The sequence below is a fragment of the Vibrio sp. FF145 genome (assembly GCF_041439075.1).
GTDB classification, from domain to species: domain Bacteria; phylum Pseudomonadota; class Gammaproteobacteria; order Enterobacterales; family Vibrionaceae; genus Vibrio; species Vibrio tasmaniensis_A.
In genome coordinates this window covers 1-14,389 of the sequence record NZ_JBGONH010000081.1, presented here as the reverse complement: position 1 = coordinate 14,389, position 14,389 = coordinate 1, and the positions used below count along the sequence as shown (strand labels likewise).

Annotated in this window: 28 protein-coding genes; all 28 read left to right on the top strand. The window is 45.2% G+C overall.

Annotation, left to right across the window (positions count from 1 at the left end; genetic code table 11):
* Positions 1 to 546 precede the first annotated feature (546 nt).
* The 28 genes from rpsJ (at position 547) to rplQ (ending at position 14,198) form a co-directional block, all read left to right on the top strand.
* A complete protein-coding gene (gene rpsJ / locus ACED42_RS20730; RefSeq protein ID WP_004736761.1) occupies positions 547 to 858 on the top strand; it encodes a 30S ribosomal protein S10 in 312 nt (103 codons plus the stop codon).
* A 14-nt stretch (positions 859 to 872) separates the two neighbouring features.
* A complete protein-coding gene (gene rplC, locus ACED42_RS20725) occupies positions 873 to 1,502 on the top strand; it encodes a 50S ribosomal protein L3 (protein WP_004736763.1) in 630 nt (209 codons plus the stop codon).
* 16 nt (positions 1,503 to 1,518) lie between these two features.
* Entirely contained in the window at positions 1,519 to 2,121 is a 603-nt protein-coding gene (gene rplD, locus ACED42_RS20720; RefSeq protein ID WP_004736764.1) for a 50S ribosomal protein L4, read from the top strand.
* The gene (gene rplW, locus ACED42_RS20715) at positions 2,118 to 2,420 is read left to right on the top strand and encodes a 50S ribosomal protein L23 (protein ID WP_004736765.1); all 303 of its coding nucleotides are present in this window, start codon (positions 2,118 to 2,120) and stop codon (positions 2,418 to 2,420) included. Before rplD ends, rplW begins: the two co-directional genes overlap by 4 nt.
* Positions 2,421 to 2,434: 14 nt before the next feature.
* On the top strand, positions 2,435 to 3,259 hold the full coding sequence (gene rplB / locus ACED42_RS20710) for a 50S ribosomal protein L2 (protein WP_012604912.1): 825 nt from the start codon (positions 2,435 to 2,437) through the stop codon (positions 3,257 to 3,259).
* A gap of 19 nt (positions 3,260 to 3,278) precedes the next feature.
* On the top strand, positions 3,279 to 3,557 hold the full coding sequence (gene rpsS, locus ACED42_RS20705) for a 30S ribosomal protein S19 (RefSeq protein WP_004736729.1): 279 nt from the start codon (positions 3,279 to 3,281) through the stop codon (positions 3,555 to 3,557).
* A 10-nt stretch (positions 3,558 to 3,567) separates the two neighbouring features.
* A complete protein-coding gene (gene rplV, locus ACED42_RS20700) occupies positions 3,568 to 3,900 on the top strand; it encodes a 50S ribosomal protein L22 (protein ID WP_004736732.1) in 333 nt (110 codons plus the stop codon).
* A gap of 18 nt (positions 3,901 to 3,918) precedes the next feature.
* Complete coding sequence (gene rpsC, locus ACED42_RS20695; RefSeq protein WP_004736734.1) at positions 3,919 to 4,617, top strand: 30S ribosomal protein S3; 699 nt, start codon at positions 3,919 to 3,921, stop codon at positions 4,615 to 4,617.
* Positions 4,618 to 4,628: 11 nt separating this feature from the next.
* Positions 4,629 to 5,039 carry a 50S ribosomal protein L16 gene (gene rplP, locus ACED42_RS20690; RefSeq protein WP_004736736.1) on the top strand — a complete coding sequence of 137 codons (411 nt, stop codon included), beginning with the start codon at positions 4,629 to 4,631 and terminating at the stop codon, positions 5,037 to 5,039.
* A complete protein-coding gene (gene rpmC / locus ACED42_RS20685; protein WP_004736737.1) occupies positions 5,039 to 5,230 on the top strand; it encodes a 50S ribosomal protein L29 in 192 nt (63 codons plus the stop codon). The genes rplP and rpmC overlap by 1 nt, the downstream gene beginning before the upstream one ends.
* Positions 5,230 to 5,484: a 30S ribosomal protein S17 gene (rpsQ, locus tag ACED42_RS20680; protein ID WP_004736739.1), complete on the top strand. Its 255-nt coding sequence runs from the start codon at positions 5,230 to 5,232 to the stop codon at positions 5,482 to 5,484. Before rpmC ends, rpsQ begins: the two co-directional genes overlap by 1 nt.
* Before the next feature lie 162 nt (positions 5,485 to 5,646).
* On the top strand, positions 5,647 to 6,018 hold the full coding sequence (gene rplN / locus ACED42_RS20675) for a 50S ribosomal protein L14 (RefSeq protein ID WP_004736740.1): 372 nt from the start codon (positions 5,647 to 5,649) through the stop codon (positions 6,016 to 6,018).
* An 11-nt stretch (positions 6,019 to 6,029) separates the two neighbouring features.
* Entirely contained in the window at positions 6,030 to 6,347 is a 318-nt protein-coding gene (gene rplX / locus ACED42_RS20670; RefSeq protein ID WP_004736742.1) for a 50S ribosomal protein L24, read from the top strand.
* A 24-nt stretch (positions 6,348 to 6,371) separates the two neighbouring features.
* A complete protein-coding gene (rplE, locus tag ACED42_RS20665; protein WP_004736744.1) occupies positions 6,372 to 6,911 on the top strand; it encodes a 50S ribosomal protein L5 in 540 nt (179 codons plus the stop codon).
* A gap of 16 nt (positions 6,912 to 6,927) precedes the next feature.
* A complete protein-coding gene (gene rpsN, locus ACED42_RS20660) occupies positions 6,928 to 7,233 on the top strand; it encodes a 30S ribosomal protein S14 (RefSeq protein ID WP_004736747.1) in 306 nt (101 codons plus the stop codon).
* 29 nt (positions 7,234 to 7,262) lie between these two features.
* Positions 7,263 to 7,655, top strand: coding sequence for a 30S ribosomal protein S8 (gene rpsH / locus ACED42_RS20655; RefSeq protein ID WP_009847785.1), 393 nt, complete (start codon positions 7,263 to 7,265; stop codon positions 7,653 to 7,655).
* Between the two features lie 10 nt (positions 7,656 to 7,665).
* Positions 7,666 to 8,199 (top strand): 50S ribosomal protein L6, encoded by a 534-nt coding sequence (rplF, locus tag ACED42_RS20650; protein ID WP_009847784.1) that lies wholly within the window; start codon positions 7,666 to 7,668, stop codon positions 8,197 to 8,199.
* Positions 8,200 to 8,208: 9 nt separating this feature from the next.
* Positions 8,209 to 8,562 carry a 50S ribosomal protein L18 gene (gene rplR, locus ACED42_RS20645; RefSeq protein ID WP_009847783.1) on the top strand — a complete coding sequence of 118 codons (354 nt, stop codon included), beginning with the start codon at positions 8,209 to 8,211 and terminating at the stop codon, positions 8,560 to 8,562.
* Positions 8,563 to 8,576: 14 nt separating this feature from the next.
* The gene (gene rpsE / locus ACED42_RS20640) at positions 8,577 to 9,077 is read left to right on the top strand and encodes a 30S ribosomal protein S5 (protein ID WP_004736754.1); all 501 of its coding nucleotides are present in this window, start codon (positions 8,577 to 8,579) and stop codon (positions 9,075 to 9,077) included.
* Between the two features lie 7 nt (positions 9,078 to 9,084).
* The gene (gene rpmD / locus ACED42_RS20635) at positions 9,085 to 9,261 is read left to right on the top strand and encodes a 50S ribosomal protein L30 (RefSeq protein ID WP_004736756.1); all 177 of its coding nucleotides are present in this window, start codon (positions 9,085 to 9,087) and stop codon (positions 9,259 to 9,261) included.
* A gap of 5 nt (positions 9,262 to 9,266) precedes the next feature.
* Positions 9,267 to 9,701, top strand: coding sequence for a 50S ribosomal protein L15 (gene rplO / locus ACED42_RS20630; protein WP_004736758.1), 435 nt, complete (start codon positions 9,267 to 9,269; stop codon positions 9,699 to 9,701).
* A 20-nt stretch (positions 9,702 to 9,721) separates the two neighbouring features.
* Positions 9,722 to 11,056 carry a preprotein translocase subunit SecY gene (gene secY, locus ACED42_RS20625; RefSeq protein WP_004736759.1) on the top strand — a complete coding sequence of 445 codons (1,335 nt, stop codon included), beginning with the start codon at positions 9,722 to 9,724 and terminating at the stop codon, positions 11,054 to 11,056.
* 41 nt (positions 11,057 to 11,097) lie between these two features.
* Positions 11,098 to 11,211: a 50S ribosomal protein L36 gene (gene rpmJ, locus ACED42_RS20620; RefSeq protein ID WP_000868186.1), complete on the top strand. Its 114-nt coding sequence runs from the start codon at positions 11,098 to 11,100 to the stop codon at positions 11,209 to 11,211.
* Positions 11,212 to 11,360: 149 nt separating this feature from the next.
* On the top strand, positions 11,361 to 11,717 hold the full coding sequence (rpsM, locus tag ACED42_RS20615) for a 30S ribosomal protein S13 (protein ID WP_004738779.1): 357 nt from the start codon (positions 11,361 to 11,363) through the stop codon (positions 11,715 to 11,717).
* 19 nt (positions 11,718 to 11,736) lie between these two features.
* Positions 11,737 to 12,126 (top strand): 30S ribosomal protein S11, encoded by a 390-nt coding sequence (gene rpsK, locus ACED42_RS20610; protein WP_004738778.1) that lies wholly within the window; start codon positions 11,737 to 11,739, stop codon positions 12,124 to 12,126.
* Positions 12,127 to 12,157: 31 nt separating this feature from the next.
* Positions 12,158 to 12,778, top strand: a complete 621-nt coding sequence (gene rpsD / locus ACED42_RS20605) for a 30S ribosomal protein S4 (RefSeq protein WP_004738777.1) — start codon at positions 12,158 to 12,160, stop codon at positions 12,776 to 12,778.
* 22 nt (positions 12,779 to 12,800) lie between these two features.
* Complete coding sequence (gene rpoA / locus ACED42_RS20600; RefSeq protein WP_004729813.1) at positions 12,801 to 13,793, top strand: DNA-directed RNA polymerase subunit alpha; 993 nt, start codon at positions 12,801 to 12,803, stop codon at positions 13,791 to 13,793.
* Positions 13,794 to 13,817: 24 nt separating this feature from the next.
* Positions 13,818 to 14,198: a 50S ribosomal protein L17 gene (gene rplQ / locus ACED42_RS20595; RefSeq protein ID WP_004729812.1), complete on the top strand. Its 381-nt coding sequence runs from the start codon at positions 13,818 to 13,820 to the stop codon at positions 14,196 to 14,198.
* Positions 14,199 to 14,389 lie beyond the last annotated feature (191 nt).

Sequence of the window (14,389 nt, the reverse complement as noted above, 5' to 3'; positions counted from 1 at the left end):
TCGCAATCCGCGAAGGTGGCCGTACAGTTGGTGCTGGTGTTGTAGCTAAAATCTTCGCTTAATAGCATTTAGATTTTTGCACACTCTTCATTAGAAGAACTGCATAAGAAAAGGGAAGCTTCGGCTTCCCTTTTATTTTTCCACTTTCCACCACTTTTTTTGCTTTCCCTTAGTATAATCCCCGTTCCTTGTCGTTCTACTTTTGTTACACAACTTTTCTTCGAATGCTCTGCACAAATATATTCCGATTATTTTTCCAACACCACTTGCATACTAAAACGTGATCTGTATAATGCATCGCACTGGCTAACGCCGGTTTGTGAACCAATGAGCACTGAGGAGTAGGTCTTACCTAGTAATGTATACTCAGCTTATGTTCGCGGTTAATAAAAATAGTAAACCTTGTGTTTACTTCAAAAGTTAACTGACAATGCGTCCTAATCTTGGATGCTACGGTTTCACATAAATCAATCGGCATTCTCTCGTTCTTTCGAGCTTGAGTGGCGATATTGTTTGTGTAATTTTTAATAATTGGAGCTCTGTCTCATGCAGAACCAACGTATTCGTATCCGCCTTAAAGCGTTTGATTACAAGCTAATCGATGCTTCAACTGCGGAAATCGTTGAAACAGCAAAACGTACTGGCGCACAGGTTCGTGGTCCTATTCCACTTCCTACTCGTAAAGAGCGTTTCACTGTTCTTACCTCTCCACACGTCAACAAAGATGCACGTGATCAGTACGAAATTCGTACTCACAAGCGTTTGATCGACATCGTTGAGCCAACAGATAAAACTGTTGATGCTCTAATGCGTCTTGATCTTGCAGCTGGCGTTGATGTTCAAATCAGCCTAGGTTAAGGGAGATAAGAATAATGATTGGTCTAGTCGGACGTAAAGTGGGTATGACCCGCGTATTTACTGAAGAAGGCGTTTCTATCCCAGTAACTGTTGTTGAGGTTGAAGCGAACCGTATTTCTCAAGTTAAAACTCTTGAGACAGACGGCTACGCAGCAATCCAAGTAACTACTGGTGCTAAGAAAGCTAACCGTGTAACTAAACCTGAAGCTGGTCACTTCGCGAAAGCGGGTGTTGAAGCAGGTCGCGGTCTTTGGGAATTCCGTTTAGAAAACGGCGAAGAGTTTGAAGTTGGCGCTGAGCTAAACGTAGAACTTTTCAACGAAATTAAAAAAGTAGACGTTACTGGTACATCTAAAGGTAAAGGCTTCCAAGGCGCTATCAAGCGTTGGAACTTCTCTACTCAAGATATGACTCACGGTAACTCTTTGTCTCACCGCGCACCGGGTTCAATTGGCCAATGTCAAACTCCAGGCCGCGTGTTTAAAGGCAAGAAAATGGCAGGTCACATGGGTGCTGAGCGTGTAACGACTCAAAACCTAGAGATCGTACGTGTTGACGCTGAGCGCAATCTACTCCTTATTAAAGGTGCAGTACCAGGCTCAACAGGCGGTAACGTGATCGTAAAACCTGCTGTTAAAGCATAACGTCTAGGAGTAAGTAATGGAATTGATGGTTAAAGGTGCTGATGCACTAACTGTTTCCGAGACTACTTTCGGACGTGACTTTAACGAAGCTCTAGTACACCAAGTAGTTGTTGCGTATGCAGCAGGTGCTCGTCAAGGTACTCGTGCTCAAAAGACTCGTTCTGAAGTATCAGGCGGCGGTGCTAAGCCATGGCGCCAAAAAGGTACTGGCCGTGCACGTGCTGGTACAATTCGTAGCCCAATCTGGCGTACAGGTGGTGTTACTTTTGCTGCGAAACCACAAGATCACAGCCAAAAAGTTAACAAGAAAATGTACCGCGGTGCTATGAAAAGCATTCTTTCTGAGTTGATTCGTCAAGAGCGTCTAATCGTTGTTGATAACTTCTCTGTAGAAGCACCAAAAACAAAAGAACTTGTAGCTAAGCTTAAAGAGCTTGAGCTAAATGACGTTCTGATTGTGACTGGCGAAGTAGATGAAAATCTATTCTTAGCTGCTCGTAACCTATACAAAGTAGATGCACGTGATGTTGCTGGTGTTGATCCAGTATCACTAATCGCTTTCGACAAGGTTCTGATGACTGCTGATGCAGTTAAGCAAGTTGAGGAGATGCTAGCATGATCACTGAAGAGCGTATCTTAAAAGTTCTACGTGCTCCGCACATCTCTGAAAAAGCAACTATGGCAGCTGAGAAAGCGAACACTATCGTTTTCAAAGTAGCTAAAGATGCAACTAAGAAAGAGATCAAAGCAGCTGTAGAAAAGCTATTTGAAGTTGAAGTTAAGTCTGTAAATACTCTTGTATTAAAGGGTAAGACCAAACGTCAAGGTATGCGTGAAGGCCGTCGTTCAGACGTTAAGAAAGCCTACGTTACTTTGAAAGAAGGTCAAGATCTTGACTTCGTTGGCGGCGCGGAATAACAGGAGTAGTAAAAATGGCTATTGTTAAATGTAAGCCGACTTCCCCTGGTCGTCGTCACGTCGTTAAAGTTGTTAACGCTGACCTGCACAAGGGTAAGCCATACGCACCACTTCTAGAGAAAAACTCTAAGAACGGTGGTCGTAACAACAACGGTCGTATTACAGTACGTCACATCGGTGGTGGTCATAAACACCATTACCGTCTGGTTGACTTCAAACGTACTAAAGATGGCATCCCAGCGAAAGTTGAGCGTCTAGAATACGATCCAAACCGTAGTGCTAACATCGCTCTAGTTCTGTACGCAGACGGTGAGCGTCGTTACATCATTGCACCTAAAGGTGTTAACGCAGGCGACCAGATTCAATCTGGCGTAGATGCTGCAATCAAAGCAGGTAACACTCTGCCGATGCGCAACATCCCAGTAGGTTCTACTGTACACTGTGTTGAACTTAAGCCTGGTAAAGGTGCACAACTAGCTCGTTCGGCTGGTGCTTATGCTCAAATCATCGCTCGCGATGGTGCATACGTAACTATCCGTCTACGTTCTGGTGAAATGCGCAAAGTTCTTTCTGAAGGTCGTGCAACGATCGGTGAAGTTGGTAACTCTGAGCATATGCTACGTGAACTTGGTAAAGCTGGTGCTTCACGCTGGCGCGGCGTACGTCCAACCGTACGTGGTGTAGTAATGAACCCGGTGGATCACCCACATGGTGGTGGTGAAGGCCGCACATCTGGTGGTCGTCACCCAGTATCTCCTTGGGGCGTTCCTACTAAGGGCTTCAAGACTCGTAAGAATAAGCGCACTGACAAGTACATCGTACGTCGTCGCACTAAATAATTTATAAAGAGGAATCGCCATGCCACGTTCTCTCAAGAAAGGTCCTTTTATTGACCTACACTTGCTGAAGAAGGTAGAGAAAGCGGTGGAAAGCGGAGACAAAAAGCCTATTAAGACTTGGTCCCGTCGCTCAATGATCATCCCAACAATGATTGGTTTGACCATCGCTGTCCATAATGGTCGTCAGCACGTCCCAGTTTTCGTTACCGAAGAAATGATCGGTCACAAACTAGGCGAATTTGCACCAACTCGTACTTATCGCGGTCATGCTGCAGATAAGAAAGCTAAGAAGAAATAAGGAGTAGATGATGGAAGCTTTAGCTAAACATAACTTTGCTCGTATTTCTCCACAGAAAGCTCGCTTAGTTGCAGACCAAATTCGCGGTAAGTCGGTAGACCAGGCTCTAGAAATTCTAACTTTCAGCAACAAAAAAGCTGCTGTTTTAGTTAAGAAAGTTCTTGAGTCAGCTATCGCTAACGCGGAACATAACGAAGGTGCAGATATCGACGATCTAAATGTCGCTAAAATCTTCGTAGATGAGGGCCCTATCATGAAGCGTATTATGCCTCGTGCTAAAGGTCGTGCGGATCGTATCTTGAAGCGTTCAAGCCACATCACTATTGTTGTAGCAGATCGCTAAAGACTAGGAGAGTAAGCAATGGGTCAGAAAGTACATCCTAATGGTATTCGTCTTGGCATCGTCAAGCCTTGGAATGCTACATGGTTTGCTAATACCAACGAATTCGCTGACAACCTAGACGGCGACTTCAAGGTACGTCAGTTCCTTACCAAGGAACTACAAAAAGCATCATTATCTCGTATCGTTATCGAGCGTCCAGCGAAGAGCATCCGTGTGACTATTCACACAGCTCGTCCTGGCGTTGTTATCGGTAAGAAAGGTGAAGACGTAGAGAAGCTACGCGCAGCTGTAGCTAAAATCGCAGGTGTACCAGCGCAAATTAACATCGCTGAAGTACGTAAGCCTGAGCTAGATGGTCAGCTTGTAGCTGATAGCATCGCGTCTCAACTAGAGCGTCGTGTTATGTTCCGTCGTGCAATGAAGCGTGCGGTACAAAATGCTATGCGTCTAGGCGCTAAAGGCATCAAAGTACAAGTAGGCGGCCGTCTTGGCGGTGCTGAAATCGCACGTTCAGAGTGGTACCGTGAAGGCCGTGTGCCTCTACACACTCTACGTGCAGACATTGATTACGCAACTTCTTCGGCTCACACTCAATACGGTGTGATCGGCATTAAAGTTTGGATCTTCAAAGGTGAGATTCTAGGCGGTATGCCAGCTGCTAACGCAGTAGAGCCAAAAGGCGATAAGCCTAAGAAGCAGCGTAAAGGCCGTAAGTAAGGAGTCGAACGATGCTACAACCAAAACGTACTAAGTTCCGCAAGGTTATGACTGGTCGTAACCGTGGTCTAGCTAAAGGTACTGAAGTAAGCTTCGGCGAATTCGGTCTTAAAGCTGTTGGCCGTGGTCGCCTGACTGCACGTCAAATCGAAGCGGCACGTCGTGCTATGACACGTCACATTAAGCGTCAAGGTCAAATCTGGATCCGTGTGTTCCCAGACAAACCGATTACTGAAAAGCCTCTTGAAGTTCGTCAAGGTAAAGGTAAAGGTTCAGTTGCGTACTGGGTTGCTCAAATCCAACCAGGCAAAGTTATGTACGAGATGAATGGCGTACCTGAAGAGTTGGCACGTGAAGCGTTCCGCCTAGCGGCACGTAAACTGCCTGTTAAAACTACTTTTGTAACTAAGCAGGTGATGTGATGAAAGCACAAGATCTACGCGAAAAGAACGTTGAAGAGCTTAACGCTGAGCTATTGAATTTGCTACGTGAACAGTTCAACTTGCGCATGCAAGCTGCAACTGGTCAACTACAGCAAACTCATACTCTAAAAGCTGTACGCCGTGACATCGCACGTGTGAAAACTGTTTTGACTGAAAAGGCAGGCGCATAATGAGCGAAACTAACCGCATCCAGCAAGGCCGTGTAGTAAGTGACAAGATGGACAAGTCTATCGTTGTTGCTATTGAGCGTACTGTAAAACACCCGATTTACGGTAAGTTCATCAAACGCACGACTAAAGTACACGCACACGACGAAGACAACACTTGTGGCCTAGGCGACAAAGTTGAAATCGCTGAGTGTCGTCCTCTGTCTAAGACTAAGTCTTGGACATTGGTTAAAGTTCTAGAAAAAGCGAAGATTTAATCTTTGTAATTCTATAACTTATAAGCGGCTCCAAATAATTTTTTGGAGCCGCTTGTTTTTTGTCTACCCAATTTAAAAAAAGGGTGGTACAATTCGCGTCCCTTTTAAAGAGGCAGCCCGACCCGAGAGGGTCTAGTTTTAATATTTAGCGGAGCACTAACAATGATCCAGATGCAAAGTACACTTGACGCAGCAGATAACTCTGGCGCGCGCAAGGTAATGTGTATTAAGGTTCTGGGTGGCTCTCACCGCCGTTATGCACATATCGGTGACGTCATCAAGGTTACAGTGAAGGAAGCGATTCCTCGCGGTAAAGTAAAGAAAGGTGATGTTCTGAAGGCGGTAGTAGTGCGCACCCGTAAAGGCGTTCGTCGCCCAGACGGTTCTGTCATTCGCTTCGACAGTAATGCTTGTGTATTGTTAAATGACACTACTGAGCAACCAGTCGGCACACGTATCTTTGGTCCTGTGACTCGTGAACTTCGTAACGCGAAATTCATGAAGATTGTATCACTTGCACCTGAAGTTCTGTAAGGAGCGGCAACATGGCAGCTAAAATCCGTCGTAATGACGAAGTAATCATTCTTGCTGGTAAAGATAAAGGCAAGAAAGGTAAAGTAACTAAGGTTCTGACAACTGGTAAAGTTGTTGTTGAAGGCATCAATCTTGTTAAAAAACACCAAAAGCCGGTTCCGGCTCTAGGTCAACAAGGTGGCATCGTTGAACAAGAAGCAGCTATTGATGCTTCTAACGTTGCAGTCTTTAACGCGGCTACTGGTAAAGCAGACCGTATCGGTTTCCGTATCGAAGATGGCAAGAAAGTTCGTTTCTTCAAATCTAACGGCGAAACTGTTTCTAACTAATTAGAAGTAATTTGGAGTTCTACTATGGCGAAACTGCATGATTACTACAAGTCGTCTGTAGTCGCTGAGCTTACCAAAGAGTTCAGCTACACAAGCGTCATGCAAGTCCCTAGGATTGAGAAAATCACCCTAAACATGGGCGTTGGTGAAGCAATCAACGATAAGAAACTGCTAGAAAACGCAGCATCTGATATGGCAACGATCTCTGGTCAAAAGCCTCTTATCACGAAAGCGCGTAAATCTGTAGCTGGTTTCAAAATTCGTGAAGGCTACCCAATTGGTTGTAAAGTAACCTTGCGTGGTGAGCGCATGTGGGAATTTTTAGAGCGTTTAATCTCTATCGCACTTCCACGTGTACGTGATTTCCGTGGTGTTAGCGCTAAGTCTTTTGACGGACGCGGTAACTACAGCATGGGCGTTCGCGAGCAAATCATCTTTCCGGAAATCGACTACGATAAAGTCGATCGTGTCCGCGGTCTTGATATTACTATCACGACATCTGCGGGATCCGATGAGGAAGGCCGAGCTCTGCTGGCTGCCTTTAACTTCCCATTCCGTAAGTAAGGGTAGGGTTACTGTTATGGCTAAACAATCAATGAAAGCACGTGAAGCTAAACGTGCAAAACTAGTAGTTAAGTTCGCTGAAAAGCGTTCTGCGCTAAAAGTTATCATTAGCGATGTAAACGCATCTGAAGAAGATCGTTGGAATGCGGTTCTTAAACTGCAATCTCTTCCACGTGATTCAAGTGCATCACGTCAGCGCAACCGTTGCAACCAAACTGGTCGTCCACACGGTTACCTACGTAAATTCGGTCTAAGCCGTATTAAGGTTCGCGAAGCTTGCATGAAAGGCGAGATTCCGGGTCTTCGTAAGGCTAGCTGGTAATTGCCACTTAATCATTTGGAGTAAATCTTATGAGCATGCAAGATCCGATTTCGGATATGCTGACCCGCGTTCGTAACGGTCAGGCAGCAAATAAAGTTGCTGTAAAAATGCCTTCTTCAAAGCTTAAAGTTGCAATTGCTGCATTACTTAAAGCTGAAGGTTACATCGTAGACTTCGCTGTTGACAGCGAAGCAAAACCTGAGCTAGAAGTTACTCTTAAGTACTTCCAAGCTAAACCTGTAATCGAGCAAATCAAGCGCGTATCACGTCCTGGTCTAAGAGTTTATAAAAATAAAGACTCTTTACCTACAGTGATGGGTGGTCTTGGTATTGCAGTTGTTTCTACTTCCAAGGGTCTGATGTCTGACCGTGCTGCTCGTAAAGCAGGTCTTGGCGGTGAAATCATCTGTTACGTAGCTTAAGGAGTAGATTATGTCTCGTGTTGCTAAAGCACCTGTCGCTATTCCAGCTGGCGTAGAGGTGAAACTAAACGGCCAAGAAGTTACTGTAAAAGGTAGCAAAGGTGAGCTTACTCGCGTTCTTAACAGCGCCGTAGTTATTGCACAGGAAGAAAACAACCTAACTTTCGGTCCGAAAGAAGGTGTTACTAACGCATGGGCACAAGCTGGTACAGCTCGCGCTCTAGTTAATAACATGGTTGTGGGTGTTACTGAGGGCTTCACTAAGAAGCTAACTCTTAAGGGTGTTGGTTACCGTGCTGCTATGAAAGGCAACGCTGTAGGTCTAACTCTTGGTTTTTCTCACCCAGTAGAGCACGCTCTACCTGAAGGTATTAAAGCTGAGTGCCCTAGCCAAACTGAGATCGTTATTACTGGTTGCGATAAGCAAGTAGTAGGTCAAGTTGCGGCTGACATTCGTTCTTACCGTGCTCCTGAGCCTTACAAAGGCAAAGGTGTTCGTTACGCAGATGAAAATGTGCGTACTAAAGAAGCTAAGAAGAAGTAAGGTATCACTATGGATAAGAAAGCATCTCGCATCCGTCGTGCTACACGTGCACGTCGTAAGATTGCAGAACTTGGTGCAACTCGCCTGGTAGTACATCGTACTCCTCGCCATGTTTACGCTCAAGTTATCTCGGCAAACGGCTCTGAGGTTATCGCAGCTGCTTCTACTGTAGAAAAAGCGATCCGTGAGCAAGTTAAGAACACTGGTAACGTCGATGCAGCTAAAGCAGTTGGTAAAGCTGTTGCTGAGCGCGCTCTTGAAAAAGGCGTAGCTTCAGTTGCATTTGACCGTTCTGGTTTCCAATACCACGGTCGAGTAGCGGCGCTAGCAGAATCTGCTCGCGAAGCTGGTCTGAAATTCTAAGGTAGGGTTGGAAGATGGCTAAAGAACAACAACAAGCTAATGATTTGCAAGAAAAGCTGATCGCTGTTAACCGTGTATCTAAGACGGTTAAAGGTGGTCGAATCATGAGCTTCACTGCACTAACAGTAGTTGGTGACGGTAATGGTCGCGTAGGTTTCGGTTACGGCAAAGCTCGTGAAGTACCTGCAGCGATTCAAAAAGCAATGGAAAAAGCGCGTCGTAACATGGTTACTGTTGCGCTTAACGAAGGCACTCTTCACCACCCGGTGAAAGGTCGTCATTCGGGCTCTAAAGTTTACATGCAGCCAGCTGCTGAAGGTACAGGTGTTATTGCCGGTGGTGCAATGCGTGCCGTACTTGAAGTTGCAGGCGTACATAACGTTCTTTCTAAAGCATACGGTTCAACGAACCCAATCAACGTTGTTCGCGCAACGATTGGTGCTCTAGTAGACGTTAAGTCACCAGAAATGGTTGCTGCTAAACGTGGTCTAACTGTTGAATCTATTTCGGAGTAAGCACACGATGGCAACTATTAAAGTAACTCAAACTAAAAGCTCAATTGGTCGCCTACCTAAGCACAAAGCGTGTCTTAAAGGTCTAGGTCTTCGTCGCATCAACCATACAGTAGAACTTGAAGATACTCCGTGCGTACGCGGTATGATCAACAAGGTTTACTACATGGTTAAGATTGAGGAGTAATCAGAATGCGTTTGAATACTCTATCACCGGCTGCTGGCTCTAAACCTTCTAAGAAGCGTGTAGGTCGTGGTATCGGTTCTGGCCTTGGTAAAACAGGTGGCCGCGGTCACAAAGGTCAAAAGTCACGTTCTGGCGGCTCTGTTCGTCCAGGTTTTGAAGGCGGTCAAATGCCTCTAAAACAACGTCTACCTAAATTCGGTTTCACTTCTCGTAAGAGCCTAGTGTCTGCTGAAGTTCGTCTAGCTGAGCTAGCGAAAGTAACAGGTGACGTAGTTGATCTTAACAGCCTTAAAGCTGCTAACGTTATCACTAAGAACATCGAGTTTGTTAAGATCGTTCTTTCTGGTGACCTAAGCAAAGCTGTGACTGTTAAAGGTCTACGCGTGACTAAAGGCGCTAAAGCTGCAATCGAAGCTGCAGGCGGTAAAATCGAGGAATAATCTCGAGGAACGAGGTACAGATGGCTAAGAAACCAGGAAAAGATTTTCGTAGTGCTCAGAGCGGCTTAAGTGAACTAAAGTCGCGCTTATTATTCGTAATTGGTGCACTTTTAGTATTCCGAGCCGGCTCTTTTGTGCCGATCCCTGGTATTGACGCAGCTGTACTTGCCGATTTGTTCGATCAGCAAAAAGGTACCATCGTAGAAATGTTTAACATGTTCTCCGGTGGTGCTCTTGAGCGTGCATCTATATTAGCATTGGGTATCATGCCGTACATTTCGGCATCGATCGTAGTCCAATTGCTAACTGTAGTTCATCCAGCGTTAGCGGAACTCAAAAAAGAGGGTGAAGCAGGCCGTCGTAAGATAAGCCAATATACACGCTACGGCACGCTTGTACTTGCAACATTCCAAGCTATTGGTATCGCAACAGGCTTACCAAACATGGTCGACAATCTGGTTGTTATCAACCAAACCATGTTTACGCTTATTGCTACCGTGAGTTTAGTAACTGGTACCATGTTTTTGATGTGGTTAGGTGAACAAATCACTGAGCGAGGAATCGGTAATGGTATTTCCATTCTGATTTTTGCAGGTATTGTTGCTGGATTGCCTTCTGCAATCGGTCAAACAATCGAGCAAGCGCGTCAAGGTGAATTGCATGTGCTTCTTCTGTTGTTTATCGCGGTATTGTCTTTTGCTGTAATTTACTTCGTAGTTTTCATGGAACGTGGTCAACGTCGTATCGTCGTTAACTATGCGAAGCGTCAACAAGGTCGTAAAGTTTTTGCAGCTCAAAGCTCTCACTTGCCTCTTAAGATTAATATGGCAGGTGTTATTCCAGCGATTTTTGCATCAAGTATTATTTTGTTCCCAGGAACATTAGCACAATGGTTTGGTCAAAATGGTGAAAGCAGCGCGTTCGGTTGGTTAACTGACGTGTCATTAGCTCTTAGCCCTGGTCAACCTTTGTATGTAATGCTTTATGCAGCAGCTATAATCTTCTTCTGTTTCTTCTATACAGCGTTGGTGTTTAACCCGCGTGAAACAGCTGATAATTTGAAGAAGTCTGGTGCATTCGTACCCGGTATCCGCCCAGGTGAGCAGACAGCGAAATATATCGATAAAGTGATGACTAGGCTAACCCTTGCGGGCGCTCTATACATTACTTTTATATGTCTGATTCCTGAATTCATGATGGTCGCGTGGAACGTTCGTTTCTACTTCGGCGGCACATCACTACTAATCGTAGTGGTAGTTATCATGGATTTCATGGCACAGGTACAGACTCATCTGATGTCACAACAGTATGATTCTGTGTTAAAGAAAGCGAATCTGAAAGGTTACGGCCGTTAATTCGGTAGTAATTATTTCGATTCCATTTACGGAGTTTAGCAATGAAAGTTCGTGCTTCCGTTAAAAAAATCTGCCGTAACTGTAAAGTTATCAAGCGTAACGGTGTCGTTCGCGTGATTTGCAGTGAGCCAAAGCATAAGCAACGCCAAGGCTAATCAGCAGAAATTTTTACTTGAAATACTAGGTAGAGTCGAGTATATTCCTCGGCCTACCTTTTGCGTGCAAAAGAAGTAGTATGCCGCAGCGTATCCATAACGGGCTTTGCTGCGGATAATTCTTTTATGAACCCCCTTAGGAGTGAATAATGGCCCGTATAGCCGGCATTAACATTCCTGATCATAAGCATTCTGTAATTGCACTTACTGCAATCTACGGTATTGGCAAAACTCGCTCTCAAGCTATTCTAGCTGAAGTGGGTATTGCTGAAGATGCTAAGATCAGTGAACTAACTGAAGAGCAGATCGATCAACTGCGTGATGGTGTAGCTAAATACACTGTAGAAGGTGATCTACGTCGTGAAGTATCGATGAACATCAAGCGTCTTATGGACCTTGGCTGTTACCGCGGTCTTCGTCATCGTCGCAGTCTACCACTACGTGGACAGCGTACTAAAACCAACGCTCGCACCCGTAAGGGTCCGCGCAAGCCGATCAAGAAATAGTCGGATAAGGTAGAGTACAATGGCAAAACAACCAACTCGCGCGCGTAAGCGCGTACGCAAGCAAGTAGCTGATGGCGTAGCGCACATTCATGCTTCTTTCAACAACACAATCGTAACTATCACTGACCGTCAAGGCAACGCTCTTGCATGGGCTACAGCAGGTGGTTCAGGTTTCCGTGGTTCTCGTAAATCTACTCCGTTCGCAGCACAAGTTGCAGCTGAGCGTTGTGGTGAAATGGCTAAAGAATATGGCCTAAAGAACTTGGAAGTTATGGTTAAGGGTCCAGGTCCAGGTCGCGAATCTACTGTTCGTGCACTGAACGCTGCTGGTTTCCGTATCACTAACATTGTTGATGCGACACCAATCCCTCATAACGGTTGTCGTCCACCTAAGAAACGTCGCGTTTAAGTTTCGTTTCTAGGAATATTGGAGAAAGATCATGGCAAGATATTTGGGTCCTAAGCTGAAGCTTAGCCGTCGCGAAGGTACTGACTTATTCCTTAAGTCTGGTGTCCGTGCGATCGATACCAAGTGTAAAATTGATAACGCACCAGGTGTACACGGCGCTCGTCGCGGTCGTCTATCTGAGTATGGCGTTCAGCTTCGTGAGAAGCAAAAAGTTCGTCGTATTTACGGCGTTCTAGAAAAACAATTCCGCAACTACTACAAAGAAGCTGCACGTCTTAAAGGCAACACAGGTGCAAACCTGCTTCAGCTTCTTGAAGGTCGTCTTGATAACGTAGTTTACCGTATGGGCTTTGGCGCTACTCGTGCTGAATCTCGTCAACTAGTTAGCCACAAGTCTATTCTAGTTAACGGTAAAGTTGTAAACGTTCCTTCTTTCAAAGTAGCGGCAAACGACGTTGTTTCTATCCGCGAGAAAGCTAAACAGCAATCTCGTATTAAAGCGGCTCTAGAAGTTGCTGAACAACGTGAAAAGCCAACTTGGATTGAAGTAGATGCTGGCAAAATGGAAGGTACATTCAAGCGTATGCCTGAGCGTTCTGACCTATCAGCTGACATCAATGAACACTTGATCGTCGAACTTTACTCTAAGTAAGGTTAAAAAAAGAGAGGACACAATGCAGGGTTCTGTAACAGAATTTCTTAAGCCGCGTCTTGTTGACATTGAACAGATCAATACGACACACGCGAAAGTAACTCTTGAGCCATTAGAGCGCGGTTTCGGCCATACTCTAGGTAATGCTCTTCGCCGCATTCTTCTATCTTCTATGCCGGGTTGTGCCGTAACAGAAGTTGAAATCGAAGGTGTGCTACACGAATACAGCACTAAAGAAGGCGTTCAGGAAGATATCCTGGAAATCCTTCTAAACCTTAAAGGTTTAGCTGTACGCGTTGCTGAAGGCAAAGATGAAGTGTTTATTACACTGAACAAATCAGGCTCAGGCCCTGTTGTTGCAGGTGACATCACCCACGATGGTGATGTAGAGATCGCTAACCCTGAGCACGTAATTTGTCACCTAACGGATGACAACGCTGAGATCGCTATGCGTATCAAAGTAGAACGTGGTCGTGGTTACGTTCCAGCTTCAGCTCGTATCCATACTGAAGAAGATGAGCGTCCAATCGGTCGTCTACTTGTTGACGCTACTTACAGCCCGGTCGATAAAATCGCCTATGCTGTTGAAGCGGCACGTGTAGAACAACGTACTGACTTAGACAAGCTTGTTATCGATATGGAAACGAACGGTACTCTAGAACCTGAGGAAGCAATCCGTCGTGCAGCTACTATTTTAGCTGAACAACTGGATGCGTTCGTAGATCTTCGTGATGTACGTGTACCTGAGGAGAAGGAAGAGAAGCCAGAATTCGATCCTATCCTACTACGTCCTGTAGACGATCTTGAACTAACAGTTCGCTCTGCTAACTGTTTGAAAGCAGAAGCGATTCACTACATCGGTGATCTTGTACAGCGCACTGAGGTTGAGCTACTTAAAACGCCAAACCTTGGTAAGAAATCTCTTACAGAGATTAAAGATGTGCTTGCTTCACGTGGTCTTTCTCTAGGCATGCGCCTAGAAAACTGGCCACCAGCGTCAATCGCTGAAGATTAATCGAAAAGTTAGAAGGATTAGGTCATGCGCCATCGTAAAAGTGGTCGTCAACTCAACCGCAACAGCAGTCATCGCAAAGCGATGTTCAGCAACATGGCTAGCTCTCTTGTTCGTCACGAAGTTATTAAAACTACCGTGCCTAAAGCAAAAGAACTACGTCGCGTAATTGAGCCATTGATTACCCTAGCTAAGACAGACAGTGTTGCTAACCGTCGTCTTGCATTTGCTCGCACTCGTGATAACGAAGTTGTGGCAAAACTATTTAATGAACTAGGCCCGCGTTTCGCGGCTCGCCAAGGTGGTTACACTCGCATTCTTAAATGTGGTTTCCGTACTGGTGATAAAGCTCCAATGGCTTACATTGAGCTTGTAGACCGCCCAGCTGCTGAAGAAGCTGCTGAGTAATCTATACTAGATTCTTAATACAAAAGCCGAGCATTAGCTCGGCTTTTTTGTATCTGTAGAATTAGGAGACCCACATAAGAATTGCACCACGATATTTGGCACTTTTCTTTACCTTCTCTGCTCCATTTCTTAATAATATCTCGTATCTCGTATCTCGTATCTCGTATCTCGTATCTCGTATCTCGTATCTC

Coding starts and splice junctions, on each gene's coding strand:
- rpsJ (WP_004736761.1), top strand. CDS start 547: ATGCAGAACCAACGTATTCGTATCCGCCTTAAAGCGTTTGATTACAAG.
- rplC (WP_004736763.1), top strand. CDS start 873: ATGATTGGTCTAGTCGGACGTAAAGTGGGTATGACCCGCGTATTTACT.
- rplD (WP_004736764.1), top strand. CDS start 1,519: ATGGAATTGATGGTTAAAGGTGCTGATGCACTAACTGTTTCCGAGACT.
- rplW (WP_004736765.1), top strand. CDS start 2,118: ATGATCACTGAAGAGCGTATCTTAAAAGTTCTACGTGCTCCGCACATC.
- rplB (WP_012604912.1), top strand. CDS start 2,435: ATGGCTATTGTTAAATGTAAGCCGACTTCCCCTGGTCGTCGTCACGTC.
- rpsS (WP_004736729.1), top strand. CDS start 3,279: ATGCCACGTTCTCTCAAGAAAGGTCCTTTTATTGACCTACACTTGCTG.
- rplV (WP_004736732.1), top strand. CDS start 3,568: ATGGAAGCTTTAGCTAAACATAACTTTGCTCGTATTTCTCCACAGAAA.
- rpsC (WP_004736734.1), top strand. CDS start 3,919: ATGGGTCAGAAAGTACATCCTAATGGTATTCGTCTTGGCATCGTCAAG.
- rplP (WP_004736736.1), top strand. CDS start 4,629: ATGCTACAACCAAAACGTACTAAGTTCCGCAAGGTTATGACTGGTCGT.
- rpmC (WP_004736737.1), top strand. CDS start 5,039: ATGAAAGCACAAGATCTACGCGAAAAGAACGTTGAAGAGCTTAACGCT.
- rpsQ (WP_004736739.1), top strand. CDS start 5,230: ATGAGCGAAACTAACCGCATCCAGCAAGGCCGTGTAGTAAGTGACAAG.
- rplN (WP_004736740.1), top strand. CDS start 5,647: ATGATCCAGATGCAAAGTACACTTGACGCAGCAGATAACTCTGGCGCG.
- rplX (WP_004736742.1), top strand. CDS start 6,030: ATGGCAGCTAAAATCCGTCGTAATGACGAAGTAATCATTCTTGCTGGT.
- rplE (WP_004736744.1), top strand. CDS start 6,372: ATGGCGAAACTGCATGATTACTACAAGTCGTCTGTAGTCGCTGAGCTT.
- rpsN (WP_004736747.1), top strand. CDS start 6,928: ATGGCTAAACAATCAATGAAAGCACGTGAAGCTAAACGTGCAAAACTA.
- rpsH (WP_009847785.1), top strand. CDS start 7,263: ATGAGCATGCAAGATCCGATTTCGGATATGCTGACCCGCGTTCGTAAC.
- rplF (WP_009847784.1), top strand. CDS start 7,666: ATGTCTCGTGTTGCTAAAGCACCTGTCGCTATTCCAGCTGGCGTAGAG.
- rplR (WP_009847783.1), top strand. CDS start 8,209: ATGGATAAGAAAGCATCTCGCATCCGTCGTGCTACACGTGCACGTCGT.
- rpsE (WP_004736754.1), top strand. CDS start 8,577: ATGGCTAAAGAACAACAACAAGCTAATGATTTGCAAGAAAAGCTGATC.
- rpmD (WP_004736756.1), top strand. CDS start 9,085: ATGGCAACTATTAAAGTAACTCAAACTAAAAGCTCAATTGGTCGCCTA.
- rplO (WP_004736758.1), top strand. CDS start 9,267: ATGCGTTTGAATACTCTATCACCGGCTGCTGGCTCTAAACCTTCTAAG.
- secY (WP_004736759.1), top strand. CDS start 9,722: ATGGCTAAGAAACCAGGAAAAGATTTTCGTAGTGCTCAGAGCGGCTTA.
- rpmJ (WP_000868186.1), top strand. CDS start 11,098: ATGAAAGTTCGTGCTTCCGTTAAAAAAATCTGCCGTAACTGTAAAGTT.
- rpsM (WP_004738779.1), top strand. CDS start 11,361: ATGGCCCGTATAGCCGGCATTAACATTCCTGATCATAAGCATTCTGTA.
- rpsK (WP_004738778.1), top strand. CDS start 11,737: ATGGCAAAACAACCAACTCGCGCGCGTAAGCGCGTACGCAAGCAAGTA.
- rpsD (WP_004738777.1), top strand. CDS start 12,158: ATGGCAAGATATTTGGGTCCTAAGCTGAAGCTTAGCCGTCGCGAAGGT.
- rpoA (WP_004729813.1), top strand. CDS start 12,801: ATGCAGGGTTCTGTAACAGAATTTCTTAAGCCGCGTCTTGTTGACATT.
- rplQ (WP_004729812.1), top strand. CDS start 13,818: ATGCGCCATCGTAAAAGTGGTCGTCAACTCAACCGCAACAGCAGTCAT.